Consider the following 13,122-nt stretch of genomic DNA (forward strand, 5'->3'; position numbering starts at 1 on the left):
GAAGTGCTTTACCCTCGCTTGCGAAGTTCTCTTGGCCAGAACCGTCGAGGAAGGCACAACTTTATCACCGTCGCTTTGAAACGGGCATAAGCGGACGGAGTAGGTCGAGGCTCGACTCTCTTCCGATGGACGCCTTCACCCTGCCGTCGTTCTTGACGTGGTGGCGGCACTGCCAGGGCGGCCGCCGTGGCCTCTGCCCGGTGCAGCCCGCGGTGCGCGGGCCTGCGCGCGAAAGAGGGTGCGGTGATCACCGGTGTCGGCCGTCCCGATCCGCTGGGGGCCAGCGGCTCCTCCGCGGAGCCGCCCGCCGCCACCCTGGCCAGCATCAACGACGCGCGTACGGAGTCGAGCCTGGTCTGCGGGTCGATGCGGAGCAGCGCGTCGAGAACCGGCGCCAGCGGCCCGGCCTTCGTCATCGGGATCGGCTCGCCACTGGTCAGCGCGGCCAGCGCGGCGGCGGCCGTACGACGTCCATGCAGGCCCCTGCCCTCGACGGCGGTGTAGAGGGTCGCGCCGAGCGACCACAGATCGCCGGCCGGACTGGCCTTCGATCCCAGCACCCGCTCTGGAGCGATGTATCCGGCGGAACCCAGAACGATGCCCGCCTGGGTAATGGAAACGTCACCTTCCAGTGCGGCCAGCCCGAAGTCGGTCAGGACCGCCCGGTCCTCCATCACCAGCACGTTGCTGGGCTTCACGTCGCGGTGCAGGATCCCCTTGGCGTGTACGGCCCGCAGCGCGCCGAGGATCTGCCGGCCGATCTCGGCGGCCTTGCGCGGATGGAGCGGTCCGCCCTCGAGGATGAGCTGCTCAAGGGACTTGGCCTGGAGCAGCTCCATGACGATCCACGGCCGGTCGTCCTCGGTGACCACATCGAACACGGTGATGACCGACGGGTGCGCGACCATCGCGGTCGCCCTGCCCTCGCGCTCGGTGCGGGCGCACAGCTCGGCCCGCAGTTCCTCGTCGAGCACGGCCGGCAGCCGGACCTCCTTGACCGCCACGTCGCGGTCGAGCAGCTCGTCGTGCGCTCGCCAAACGGTACCCATGCCGCCGCGACCGACCGGTTCGAGAAGCCGGTAGCGCGCGGCGAGTAGGTATCCGGAGGGCGCACGCATGGCAGGCAGCTTACCTATTTGTGTAAACCGACCAGTAGAGGCGGGGCCGATAAAATGTTGCGAAGTTAAGTCAACTCGTCTGACTCGTGACGTCAGCAAACCTGTCGGCTACATCGGTCCGGTTGATCAGGCTCCACAGACATTGCGATACCGCGGGTAGTAGACGCGCTCCCAAGCGTGGTGTTCCCATGATGCTGGCAAAGGGGCCCGATGACCAGTCTGCTCCCGCTGGGACGTTTGACGGTGCCGAGTCGGTCATCTCCCGGCGCGCTACGGGCGGCCTGTCCAGGGTGCCGCCGGTGCCGCGAACGGACCGGCCTGGCGCGGCGCCAAGATCTCATCGGCGATGCCGGGGCGAGAGCGCTGCCCGCGCGGACCGTTCTCGGGCCTCTGGCCTGCCGATACGGTGCCCGGCGCCAGGAATGTGCACCATGTCCGGCAGGTGTCGGGCAGGATTGCCGACAGGGGTCTGACGAAGCCGTCAGCGACTTGTAAGGGTGTCGTAAGGGCTCTGGGGCACAGTGGAGTTAAGGGGAACTCATGGACCCACCCGGCGGCCGAAACTGTCAGTGGCGGCGGTCACACTGGGAACATACGGCCCTGGTGCTTTACCGGAACGAATAGCCATGACGAGTTCGTTGAGGGACGTGATGAAGATGCGCCGCAGTCAGGTTCGTCGCCGACCGACGAAGAGGCCGATCGTGCCCGCGCTGGACCTTCGCACGCCGTCGGGGCGACAGCTGCCCTTTTGAAACCCACACACCTGGAGCGTCACCCGAGAGGTGCACGATGTGCAGTCACTACCCGCTCTGTCCCACCGCCGACTCACCCGACCGTGAGGCTTCCCACGTGATCTCGGCTCACCCTGACCAGGGCTGGAGCCTGCTGTGCAATGGCGTGGTGCTGTTCGAGGACACCGGGTTGCTCCTTCCTGACGGCTCCGTCGTCGCGCCCCACCGCGGTCTCGTGGCCGCCTGAGCGTCATCCGACCGGTGCCGAGCCGCTCGAAACGGCCCACCCGGGACCCTTCGGCGACCGATTGACAAGACCCTCTGGCGGTGACCGATTGGCGAGACCGTCAGCGGCGGCTTATCGGCAGGACTGCCCGGGTGCGATCGGTGAAGAAGTTGCACTTGTTTGTCTAACGGCAACCCCTCTACGATCACATGCATGATCGAGGCCCCCCGCGTGCTTGGCGTGATCAGACTCAGTGTCGCTACGGACGCCAGCACGGCCCCCGAACGTCAGCGAGATGCGATCCAGCACTGGGCCAACGCCCCGCATGTCAGCGGCACCGTGATCGGGTGGGCTGAGGACCTGGACGTGTCCGGTGGTCTCGACCCGTTCAAGCGACCGAAGCTCGGCCCCTGGCTCACGGAGCGGGAGAGCGAGTTCGATGTGATCGCCGTTCTCAAGATCGACAGACTGACCCGTCGCTCGAAGAACTTCGCCGAGCTGGTTGAGTGGTGCGAGAAGCGCGGCAAGACGATCGTCTCTGTGACTGAGGGCATCGACATGTCCACCCCCATGGGGAAGATGTTCGCTCAGATCATCGCGGCGTTCGCGGAGGGGGAACTGAACACGATCCGCGCCCGGATCCAGGCCAGCGCGCAGACTCGTCTAGAGATGGGTGTGTGGACCGGGGGAGTGCTTCCGTTCGGGTACCAGTTCACGGACAGCGCGGCGGGCAAGGGTAAGAAGCTGGCCCAAGATCCCGAGTATGCGGCTCTCCTCAGAGAGATCGTGGACAGGGTGAAGACCGATTGGTCGGCCTACCGGATCGCCGTGGACCTCAACAGGCGCAAGGTGCCGACATGGCGGGACTATCTGCGCATCAAGTCGGGGAAGCCGTCTCGGGGAATCCAGTGGGCTTCGGCCACGATCGTTGCCATCGTCACCAATCCCACCGCTGCGGGGTTCTTTACCTACAAGGGTGAGCAGGTTGAGGACGATGAGGGCAACCCGGTCATGATCTCGTCCAACCCGATCATGACTCCCGATGAGTGGAACCAGATGGTCGTTCGGTTCACCACCGATGAGCGGAAGGCGGTCAGGTCCACCCCCTCGCGTTCGATGCTTGGAGGAGTGGCCACCTGTGGCGTCTGCGGTGCCAACATGTCGTCCGCCAAGAAGTCGAAGAACACCGCCAAGGGAACCGAGTACTTCTACTACGCCTGCAACAACCTCCAGACCGGCACGTGCCGGTTCCCGGCCCGAAGCACGCGCGAGCGTCTTGATCGGTACGTGAACGACGCTGTTGGCTGCGCCCTCGGACAAGCCCCCATGCTCGAGAAGTCATCGGTGGACTCCGGCCCGATCCGTACCGAGCTGGAGGCCGTGAAGAAGCGGCTCGATCGACTTGAGACGGACTACATGGCCGGTAGGTACGACGAGGAAGGACAGCAAGAGTCGTATTGGAAGATGCACAAGAGCCTTTCGGCGAAGATCTCTCGTCTTCGCGCGGAGGTGGAAGTCCTGGACAGCGCTCCGAAGCACGTGAACACGGGCAGGACCTATGCGGAGGTTTGGGCAGAGAAAGACGACGAGCAGAAGCGAGCCTTCCTCAAGAAGCACAACATCCGCGTCGTAGTATTCCGAGACCTGGTTGAGTGGGCCAAAGAGAGTGTCGTGGTGGAGTTCCTGGATCTGAAGGAATTTATCCAGGGAAACAATCTTCAACTGGATGATCTGGACTACTACAGGGCCGACTTCAACACTCCGCTTGAAGATGACGGGAGCACTCTTTCATTGGAGCGGCTTGCCGAGATGGCAAAGTCTCGTATCGCCATAAAACAGGAGGCATTGGCCCTGTAGTTCTCAATCGAAATAGCCCCCAAGAAAGGGTGACTCCTGGGGAGGCCGTTCCAGTGACGGAGGCTCCCGCCTTCCTGTCGTATGACGAGTGGGACGAGACCGATGCTGTCCCAGAGCCTCACGCCCAAGCCTGAGGTGGCTCCTGAGCCCGGAGCCGAGGCCACGGATGGACCTGTCGTCTCTGACGAGGCCGTACAACATCCTTGATGGAAGCGTCGCCAACCACGGCTGATATCCGGTGGCGCAACTGAACGACTTCGTGCATGCCCCTCACGTCAACGAGCGATCTGACATCTTTCGCACGCCCTCATCGGCTGAAGATCTGGTGTCCCTGTTCAGCGCCTTCCTCGCGTGCGAGAACGCTCTTGCGTTCATTGCGGATTCTCCGGAACGTCCCGTCGGCTATGTCACGGCCACCATTCAAAAGCGCCCAGGAGGCGCGCTTGTGCGTCCCCCGGAGCTTTGTCTTCGTGGAGCACATCGCAGTAGACCCCACCATGGCGCGTACTGGAGTAGGAACAGCCCTGGTCGAGTAAATCCGCGTGGCTGGCAAGGAGACAAGCTGTACCAGCCTTCTGGCCGACGTGTGGGACTTCAACAAGCGCGCGTTGGCCTTCTTCGAAGCCGCGGGTCTCGTGCACATGCGGCATTGGCTGGAGCAACCGCTGTAGCGAGCCTTCAGCCGTGAAGATCTGATACGTCCATCCGCAGGAAGGTGGGCGGCTGGCGCGAACTGCGGCTACACAGATGCCGACTGCCCGTCAGACAGACGAACCAGCAGTTCGCGGGCAAGAACATGATGCATGTCGTAGTCCTCGAATCTGAGGACCGCGCTGCACTCGAACGGAACCACTGGCGGCAGGTAAGGAACAAACACATCTGCCCGCACCCCGTACGGCCAGCAGTGGCCCACGGTGAAGATAGCCCCAGACTCCCGGCGAGTGCGGCAGTCTGGGGCGTCGAGCTAGGTAGGCGGCCGTGCTACCTGGGGGAACGTGTGGGGATGCCTACGAACGTTGCTCCGCCATCGAGTTGTCGTTGATCAAAAAAGTCGTCGCCCTTGTCGTCAACGACGATGAACGCGGGGAAGTCGACCACCTCGATCTTCCACACCGCCTCCATTCCCAGCTCCGGATATTCCAGGACCTCCACCTTCTTGATGCAGTCCTGAGCCAGCCTGGCCGCGGGGCCGCCGATGGAGCCCAGGTAGAAGCCTCCGTGCTCCTTGCAGGCGTCGGTCACCTGCTTCGACCGGTTTCCCTTGGCCAGCATCACCATCGAGCCGCCGGCGGCCTGGAAGCGCTCCACATAGGAGTCCATCCGCCCCGCGGTCGTGGGGCCGAACGAGCCGGACGCGTAGCCCTCCGGCGTCTTGGCCGGACCCGCGTAGTAGACCGCGTGATCCTTCAGGTACTGCGGCATCTCGCCGCCCGCGTCGAGCAGCTCGGCGATCTTCGCGTGCGCGATGTCGCGGGCGACCACGAGCGGGCCGGTCAGCGAGAGTCGCGTCTTCACCGGATATTTCGACAGCTCGGCGAGGACATCCGGCATGGGGCGGTTGAGGTCGATGTTGACGACGTCGTCCGAGAGGTGCTCGTCGGTGGTCTCCGGCAGGAAGCGGGCCGGATCGGTCTCCAGCTTCTCCAGGAAGACGCCCTCCGGCGTGATCTTGGCCAGCGCCTGCCGGTCGGCCGAGCAGGACACGGCGATGGCCACCGGGCAGGAGGCGCCGTGCCGGGGCAGCCGGATGACGCGTACGTCGTGGCAGAAGTACTTGCCGCCGAACTGGGCGCCGATCCCGAGCTTCTGCGTCAGCTCGAAGACCTTGGCCTCCAGCTCCAGATCGCGGAAGCCGTGCGCGGAGGGGGAGCCCGAGGTGGGGATCGAGTCGAGATAGCGGGCGCTGGCGTACTTGGCCGTTTTCAGCGCGTACTCGGCCGACGTACCGCCGACCACGATCGCCAGATGGTACGGGGGGCAGGCCGCGGTGCCGAGCGAGCGGATCTTCTCCTCCAGGAAGGCCAGCATCCGCTTCTCGTTCAGCACGGCCTTGGTCTCCTGGTACAGGAACGACTTGTTGGCCGATCCGCCGCCCTTGGCCATGAACAGCAGTTTGTACTCGTCCGCGTGGCCGTGGGGGTCCTCGGCGTAGAGCTCGATCTGGGCGGGCAGGTTGCTGCCGGTGTTCTTCTCCTCCCACATGCTCAGCGGCGCCATCTGCGAGTAGCGCAGGTTGAGGCGCGTGTAGGCGTCGTAGACGCCGCGCGAGACGTGCTCGGCGTCGCGTCCGTCGGTGAGCACGTGGCGGCCCCGCTTGCCCATGACGATGGCGGTGCCGGTGTCCTGGCACATGGGCAGCACGCCGCCGGCCGAGATGGAGGCGTTCTTGAGCAGGTCGAGTGCGACGAACCGGTCGTTTCCGCTGGACTCTGGGTCGTCGACGATCTTCCGCAGCTGGGCGAGGTGGGAGGAGCGGAGGAAGTGCGAGATGTCGTGGATCGCGGTCTCGGTGAGCAGCCGCAGCGCCTCGGGGTCCACCTCCAGGAAGCTGCGTCCGGCCGCCTCGACCCGCCGCACGCCGTCCGGCGTGATCAGCCGGTATTCGGTCTCGTCGGCGCCCAACGGGAGCAACTCGCTGTAATCGAACTCGCCCATGATCTTCCCCATTCGCCGCACAGAGCCTATCTTTTCTACCAGTCTTTACGGCCGGCCCGGTGGGCCCCACCCGCCGCCCAACCTGGCCCCTGTCCAGGGGCACGCTCCTCCGGTGGAGGTGGCCGGCCGCCGTGACGTGCGCATTGCCGGCCGTCTGGGTGGTTTCAAAGGACGTGCACCGGTTCCCGTTTCCTCGTGGTGGTCAGCCCGACCAGGATGCCCGCGATCACCAATGAGGCGCCCAGCAGGTCGAAGACCGTCGGGGTGGCGATGCCCAAAGCCAGACCGGTGGTGATCGCCCCCACCGGGATGAGCCCGGCGAACAGGCCCGCGTGGCCGGGGCCGAGCTTGGGCAGTGCGGTGTACCAGAGGAAGAAGGCCAGGACGGTCACCACGACCGCCAGGTAGACGAAGCCGATGGCCTGCGCCGGGGTCGGTGGCCGGAGCATGGCAGTGCCCTCCTTGACCAGGCCGATCGTGGCCAGCAGAGGGACCGCCAGCATCGTCGAGTACGCCGACAGCCGGATCGCCCCCAGCTTCGGCAGCAGCGGGATGGCCAGCATCGAGAAGCTGACCTCGCCCACGAGCGCCCCCAGGCTCCACAGCAGGCCGGGCAGGTTGCCGCTGCCCAGTCCGGTGGCCAGCGTCGCGCCCGCGACCACGACGACCGCGCCGGCCAGCAGCCGGGGCGCCGGACGGCCGCTGAGCAGTGCCAGGGCGAGTGGGACGGTGCCCAGCACGGTGCCGACCAGTCCGGGGCCCGCGGCGCGGGCCGACTCGATCACGCACATGTTGAAGAACACCAGCCCGAGCAGCGTCAGCGCGACGAGCAGCAGCGTCTCGCGCCGGGTCAGCCGGACGAACCGCAGCCCGAGCACCCGGATCACGACCAGCCAGATCACCGCCGCGGCCAGGTAGCGCACCGCCTGCCCGCCGTACATCGGATAGTCCTGGATCAGGCCCGACACACCCGCCAGCGTCCCCACGAGGAACATGGCGGTAGCCGCCCCGACGACTCCGTTTCTCATGGAAGGGAGGCTAGGGACAGAATGGCTCAGGTAAGGAGTCCAATGTCCCACTAAAAGGATGGACCAATGTGGCTGACCTACACATCCTGATAAATCGTGATCAGGGGGGCATAGCTGGGCAGGTCGCTTCGGAGCTTCGTGAGGCCATCCGGCGGGGTCGCCTCACGCCGGGCACCCGGCTCCCGGCCAGCCGCGACCTGGCCACCGACCTCCAGGTCTCGCGCGGTGTCGTGGTCGAGGCCTACGAGCAGTTGGTGGCCGAGGGTTTCCTGATCTCCCGCGTCGGCGCGGGCACCCAGGTGGCCCCCGCGCCGTCCCGCAGCTCGGTGGCGGCGGCCGCCGTCCGCCCGGAGATCGCCGCGTGCGGCCCGCACTACGGGCACCGCCCAACCTCGCCCGACCTCGGATTCTTCCCTCGGGAGCGCTGGCTGACCTCCGTACGCCATGTGCTCACCACGATGCACTCCGACGCGTTCGACTACGGCGATCCCGGCGGCGTTCCGGAGCTGCGTGACGAGCTGGCCGGCTACCTGAGGCGGGTTCGGGCCGCGGACGTGCACCCCGACAACCTGGTGATCGTCGGCGGCGTGGCCCTGGGCCTCAGCCTGGCGCTGCACGTGCTCGCCAAGCGGGTCGACGGCCTGCGGCTGGCCATGGAGGACCCGAACAGCCACCGCCAGGTCCCCCTCCTGCGCCGGGCGGGCGCCGAGCTCGTCCCGGTCCCGGTGGACGACCAGGGCGTCGACGTGTCGGCCCTGCGGGCCAGTGGCGCGCACGCGGTCCTGGTCACTCCCGCTCACCAGTACCCGACCGGCGTCGTGCTCTCCCCGGCCCGGCGGGCCGCCCTCATGGAGTGGGCCGCCGAGAGCGACGGTGTGGTCCTGGAGGACGACTACGACGCCGAGTTCCGCTTCGACCGCGATCCCGTCGGCTGCCTTCAGGGCTTGGCCCCCGGCCGGGTGATCCTCTGCGGCAGCGTCAGCAAGGCGCTCGCCCCCGGACTGCGGCTCGGCTGGGTGGCGGCCCCGGCCGACCTGGCCGAGTCCATCCGGCAGGCGCGCGGCGAGCTCGACCTGGGCTCCCCGGTCATCGACCAGTACGCGCTGGCCCACTTCCTGCGTACCGGCGGCTACGACAAGCACCTGCGCCGGATGCGCAGGGAGTACCGGCGTCGCAGGGACGCCCTGGTCAAGGCGGTGGCCGAGCACCTGCCGGAGGTGCGGGTCCGGGGCATCGAGGCGGGTCTGCACGCCTACCTGGACCTGCCGCCGGGCTGGGACGAGGACGCCTTCGTGGGACCGGCGCGGGAGCTGGGCCTGGCCGCCGACCCGGTCGGCCCGACGCGCCTCACGCCGGGCCCGCCCGCGGTCGTGGTGGGCTTCGCCCGCCTGCCCGCTCATCGGGCGGCGGAGGTCATCCAAGGCTTAAAGGTCAGAATGTCAGGACAAAATATTGACTGATGGACAAGGTTTAGCTTAGAAAGAAATCCCCACCACATTGGAGGTGCCATGCGCGTGGGACTGCTGGGCTTGGGCCGGATCGGCGCGTTTCACGCGGCCACCCTGGCCGCACATCCACTGGTGGACGAGCTGATCGTCACGGATCCCGTGCGCGAGTCGCCGTACGGCAGGCCGGGAGACCCCTTCGAGGCGGACGCGGTGGTCATCGCCACCCCGACCAGCACGCACGCCGAGCTGCTGCTGAAGGCGTGCGGGCTGGGCATCCCGGCGTTCTGCGAGAAACCCGTGGCCGGGGACGTCAAGGAGACGCTGGAGGTGCTCGAAGCCAGCCGGGGCAACCGGGTGCAGATCGGCTTCCAGCGCAGGTTCGACGCCGGTTACGCAGACGCGGCGCGCGCGCTGCGCGCCGGTGAGCTGGGGGAGTTGCACCGCGTGCACCTCATCACCGCCGATCCGGCGCCGCCGCCCGCCGAGTACATCCCGCTGTCCGGCGGCATCTACCGCGACTGCCACATCCACGACTTCGACATCCTGCGCTGGGTGACCGGGCGCGAGGTGGTGTCCGTCTACGCGACCGGCGCGAACCGGGGCGCCGCCTTCTTCGGGGAGGCGGGCGACGTCGACACCAGCGCGGCGCTGCTCACCCTCGACGACGGCACGCTGGCCACCCTGCAGGGTTCCCGCTACAACGGCGCCGGCTACGACGTGCGCATGGAGCTGGCCGGGACGAAGGGCACACAGGCCGTCGGCCTCGACCCGCGCGCCCCGCTGCGCAGTTCGGAGGGCCTGCAGCCGCCCGGGGAGCCGTGGCCGGACTTCGTCACCCGCTTCGCCGACGCCTATGTCGCCGAGATCGACGGCTTCCTGCGTAGCGACGTGAGCTCGTGCTCCATCGAGGACGCCCTGGCCGCCCTGTACATCGCCGAGGCCGCCGAGCTCTCCCGCCGCGAACACCGCCCCGTCGAGGTCGCGGAGGTAAAGCGATGAGCGTGGGTGACGCGATGAACCTGGCAGGAGCGCCCATTTCGTGGGGCGTGTGCGAGGTGCCCGGCTGGGGCTTCCAGCTCCCGCCCGAGCGAGTGCTCGCCGAGATGCGCGAGCTTGGCCTCACCGCGACCGAGCTGGGCCCGGACGGCTTCCTGACGCCCGCCCTCATCGAGGAGTACGGCCTGCGCGTCGCCGGCGGGTTCGTGCCCGTGGTGCTGCACGACCCGGGCCACGACCCGCTCCCCGAGCTGCCCCCCGACCCGCCGGGCATGCTCGTGCTGGCCGCGGCCACCGGCGCCGACGGCTACGACACCCGGCCGGTGCTCGACGAGAAGGGCTGGGCGACGCTGCTGGCCAACCTCGACCGGATCGCCGCGGCGTACGGCCCTGGAGCCTGCCTGCACCCGCACGTCGGCACCATGATCGAGACCCGCGAGGAGGTCGGCCGGGTGCTCGGCGGCAGTTCGATCCCACTCTGCCTCGACACCGGTCACCTGCTCATCGGTGGCACCGACCCGGCCGCCCTGGCCGCGGCCGAACCCGGCCGCATCGCGCACGTCCACCTCAAGGACGTCGACGCGGCACTCGCCGGGCGGGTCGCCCGCGGTGAGCTCACGTACACGCAGGCCGTGCGCGAGGGCGTCTACCGGCCGCTCGGGCAGGGCGACGTGGACATCGCGGGCATCGTCTCGGGCCTCAACAGGAACGGCTACCAGGGCTGGTACGTCATGGAACAGGACGTGGTCCTGTCCGGTTCGGGGGACGAGCCGGTCCACGACGTACGGCGGAGCCTGGCGTACCTGGACGGGGTGCTGGGGGTTGGCTGACTACCGGTGCCCACACCTGGCTGAAGATCCCGGTCGTCGAGGACATGGAGCGGGTCATGCAGGCCACCACCCTGCCCACGCTGCTGCTCGGCGGCGATCCCGGCGACACCCCGGACCTGGCCTACGCGGCCTGGCGCAAGGCGTTGCGGCTGCCGGGCGTGCGCGGGCTGGTGGCCGGGCGGTCCCTGCTCTACCCGCCCGACGACGACGTGGCCACAGCCGTGGACACCGCCGTGGCCATGCTGGAACCCTGACCCGCCGTGCCCGCGCGGCTTTCCCGGCCCGCCGTGCCCGCGCGGCCACTGCGGCCCGCTGCGGTCAGGCGGCTTCCTTGACCCGCCGTGGTTCGAACCCCCTGGCCAGTGCGATGATCACGGCGGACAGCACCAGCGGCGCGGCGAACGCCACCTGCATGTCGCTGGCGCTGGCGATACCGCCGACCAGTGCCGCGCCCACGATGAAGCCGACGTAGTTGAACAGGTTGACCCGCGCGATGGCCACCCCGGTCCCCGCCGGGTCGAGCCGTCCCGCCGCCGAGAACGACTGCGGCGCGACCACCGACAGCCCCACCCCGGTCAGTCCGAACGCCAGGATGGCCAGCGGCTGGTTGGGCGCCAGGACGATGCCCAGGAAGCCGAGGGTGGCGATCGCGCCGCCGATCCTGACGATCGCCGCCGGCCCGTACTTCCTGACGGCGACGTCGCCGCCGAGCCTGATCAGCAGCGTGGTGGCCTGGTAGGCGGCGTAGGCCAGCGGGATGACGCCGGGGCTCGCGGCGAGGACCTGCTGCATGTAGACGGTGCTGAAGTTGGAGACCGAGGCGTCCCCGACGTACAGGAACGCCATCGCCAGGCAGAGCGGGATGATCGGCTTCCACGGGAACCCACCGGTGGCCGTCACGGTGGCCTCCTCGACCTTCTCCTCCTCGATCGTGCACAGGAGCGGCCCGGCGTACACGGAGCCCGCCACCGCCACGACCATTGGGATCGTCATCGTGACCACCAGCGGCAGGTCGGCCGCGGCCGACGCCCAGAGCGCCCCGGCGGTGCTGAACACGCTCCACATGCAGTGGAAGCCGTTCAGTACGGCCCGGCCGTACTTGCGCTCGACCGCCACGCCCTGCATGTTGATGCCCGCGTCGACCGCGCCGACCCCGAGGCCGAACAGCAGCAGCGCGGGCACCAGCAGCGGCACGCTCGGCGCGAGCGCGACGAGCACCACGGCGAGGGCCACGACCGGCTGCGCGACGCGGAGCAGCGGCTTGCTGCCCCTGCGCGCGGCGAACGAGCCGGCCGCCACGCTGCCCAGGCCGGCGAAGACCGGCACGATGAGCAGCAGGATCGTCAGGGCGCCCTCGTCGAGCCGGTGTTTGGTCTGCAGGTTCGCGACCTGGGCGAGCAGCGTGATGAACGAGAGGCCCTGCACCGCGTACACGACGAACGTGGCTATGCGGGCCTGGCGATCACGAGGAGTCGGCACGGCGGCCTCCAGATGGGGGGAACGTGAGGCGCGGTCAGGTTAGCCGCTTGGCCAGCTCTTTCGCCACCTCGTCGCCGCTCTGTGACCCACCTTGTGATCTTGCGAGCGCCGGCGTGTGCGCGGCGGCCCAGACGCCCAGGGCGATCAGCGCGGCCACCTCGGTGACCGCCAGCACCCGTTCGACCAGGCCGAGCGGCATGACCCGCCACCACGGCAGCCCGTTGTGCGCTCCGTACAGCGCCATCGCGGCCATGCCCGCCACCCACAGCACCGAGCCCAGCCCGAACGCGAACGCGGTCAGCGCGGCCCCCCGCCGCTCCGCGCGCCGCCAGGACCGCGCGATGACCACGGCTCCGATGGGCAGGCTGAGGAAGGCCACGAAGCTGCCGGCCCGGTGGAGGCTGCCGCTCAAGGTCGGCGCGAGGGACCAGTCCTGCTTGGGGAACCAGGCGGCGACGAACAGCCCGGCGCACCAGAGCGTCAGCGTCAGCGTGCCGACGATCCCGGCCAGCCGCCTGCGGGCCAGCGACACGCAGATCGCCGCGGACCCGGCCGCCAGCACCGCGACCCCGAGCTCGAAGATCCAGCCCTCGGGCCCGAGGCCGTGCTGGCTGATGGTCCGCCGCAGCGGGTCGATCTCGCCGAGGTTGGTCACATCGAGACCGATGATCACCGTGGCGCCGACCGCCACCGCGCCGAGTCCCCATCGTGCGGGTTGATGCACGAGGCCCCCTCTCCGCCGTCTTTGTCGAGA

At 68.3% G+C, this 13,122-nt stretch carries 10 protein-coding genes and 1 pseudogene; 6 read left to right on the forward strand and 5 right to left on the reverse strand.

Features of this window, described 5'->3' with window-relative positions:
- Positions 1-8 precede the first annotated feature (8 nt).
- Complete coding sequence (locus KME78_RS37065; RefSeq protein ID WP_219534101.1) at positions 9-1,118, reverse strand: serine/threonine-protein kinase; 1,110 nt, start codon at positions 1,116-1,118, stop codon at positions 9-11.
- A gap of 789 nt (positions 1,119-1,907) precedes the next feature.
- Between KME78_RS37065 and KME78_RS37070 the strand changes: the two genes are divergently transcribed.
- Together KME78_RS37070 and KME78_RS37075 are read left to right on the forward strand one after the other, a co-directional pair.
- On the forward strand, positions 1,908-2,096 hold the full coding sequence (locus KME78_RS37070) for a DUF5999 family protein (RefSeq protein ID WP_214639679.1): 189 nt from the start codon (positions 1,908-1,910) through the stop codon (positions 2,094-2,096).
- 192 nt (positions 2,097-2,288) lie between these two features.
- Positions 2,289-3,932 (forward strand): recombinase family protein, encoded by a 1,644-nt coding sequence (locus tag KME78_RS37075; protein WP_219534102.1) that lies wholly within the window; start codon positions 2,289-2,291, stop codon positions 3,930-3,932.
- A 981-nt stretch (positions 3,933-4,913) separates the two neighbouring features.
- Here KME78_RS37075 and KME78_RS37080 read toward each other — a convergent pair.
- Together KME78_RS37080 and KME78_RS37085 are read right to left on the reverse strand one after the other, a co-directional pair.
- On the reverse strand, positions 4,914-6,587 hold the full coding sequence (locus KME78_RS37080) for a fumarate hydratase (protein WP_219534103.1): 1,674 nt from the start codon (positions 6,585-6,587) through the stop codon (positions 4,914-4,916).
- 164 nt (positions 6,588-6,751) lie between these two features.
- On the reverse strand, positions 6,752-7,615 hold the full coding sequence (locus KME78_RS37085; RefSeq protein ID WP_219534104.1) for a DMT family transporter: 864 nt from the start codon (positions 7,613-7,615) through the stop codon (positions 6,752-6,754).
- A gap of 68 nt (positions 7,616-7,683) precedes the next feature.
- Between KME78_RS37085 and pdxR the strand changes: the two genes are divergently transcribed.
- The 4 genes and pseudogenes from pdxR to KME78_RS37105 form a co-directional block, all read left to right on the forward strand.
- On the forward strand, positions 7,684-9,075 hold the full coding sequence (gene pdxR, locus KME78_RS37090; protein WP_219534105.1) for a MocR-like pyridoxine biosynthesis transcription factor PdxR: 1,392 nt from the start codon (positions 7,684-7,686) through the stop codon (positions 9,073-9,075).
- A 48-nt stretch (positions 9,076-9,123) separates the two neighbouring features.
- A complete protein-coding gene (locus tag KME78_RS37095) occupies positions 9,124-10,062 on the forward strand; it encodes a Gfo/Idh/MocA family protein (protein WP_219534106.1) in 939 nt (312 codons plus the stop codon).
- Positions 10,059-10,889: a TIM barrel protein gene (locus tag KME78_RS37100; protein WP_246652712.1), complete on the forward strand. Its 831-nt coding sequence runs from the start codon at positions 10,059-10,061 to the stop codon at positions 10,887-10,889. Before KME78_RS37095 ends, KME78_RS37100 begins: the two co-directional genes overlap by 4 nt.
- Before the next feature lie 8 nt (positions 10,890-10,897).
- Positions 10,898-11,143 (forward strand): annotated as a pseudogene (locus KME78_RS37105) (Cgl0159 family (beta/alpha)8-fold protein); the annotation flags it as partial.
- A 64-nt stretch (positions 11,144-11,207) separates the two neighbouring features.
- On the opposite strand, the gene KME78_RS37110 reads toward KME78_RS37105, so the two are convergent.
- Positions 11,208-12,368, reverse strand: a complete 1,161-nt coding sequence (locus KME78_RS37110; protein ID WP_219534107.1) for an MFS transporter — start codon at positions 12,366-12,368, stop codon at positions 11,208-11,210.
- Between the two features lie 34 nt (positions 12,369-12,402).
- Entirely contained in the window at positions 12,403-13,092 is a 690-nt protein-coding gene (locus KME78_RS37115; protein ID WP_219534108.1) for a DUF998 domain-containing protein, read from the reverse strand.
- Positions 13,093-13,122 lie beyond the last annotated feature (30 nt).

This window comes from Nonomuraea guangzhouensis (assembly GCF_019396345.1).
Taxonomy (GTDB): Bacteria; Actinomycetota; Actinomycetes; order Streptosporangiales; family Streptosporangiaceae; genus Nonomuraea; species Nonomuraea guangzhouensis.

Coding starts and splice junctions, on each gene's coding strand:
- KME78_RS37085 (WP_219534104.1), bottom strand. CDS start 7,615: ATGAGAAACGGAGTCGTCGGGGCGGCTACCGCCATGTTCCTCGTGGGG.
- KME78_RS37100 (WP_246652712.1), top strand. CDS start 10,059: ATGAGCGTGGGTGACGCGATGAACCTGGCAGGAGCGCCCATTTCGTGG.
- KME78_RS37080 (WP_219534103.1), bottom strand. CDS start 6,587: ATGGGCGAGTTCGATTACAGCGAGTTGCTCCCGTTGGGCGCCGACGAG.
- KME78_RS37075 (WP_219534102.1), top strand. CDS start 2,289: ATGATCGAGGCCCCCCGCGTGCTTGGCGTGATCAGACTCAGTGTCGCT.
- KME78_RS37065 (WP_219534101.1), bottom strand. CDS start 1,118: ATGCGTGCGCCCTCCGGATACCTACTCGCCGCGCGCTACCGGCTTCTC.
- KME78_RS37095 (WP_219534106.1), top strand. CDS start 9,124: ATGCGCGTGGGACTGCTGGGCTTGGGCCGGATCGGCGCGTTTCACGCG.
- KME78_RS37070 (WP_214639679.1), top strand. CDS start 1,908: ATGTGCAGTCACTACCCGCTCTGTCCCACCGCCGACTCACCCGACCGT.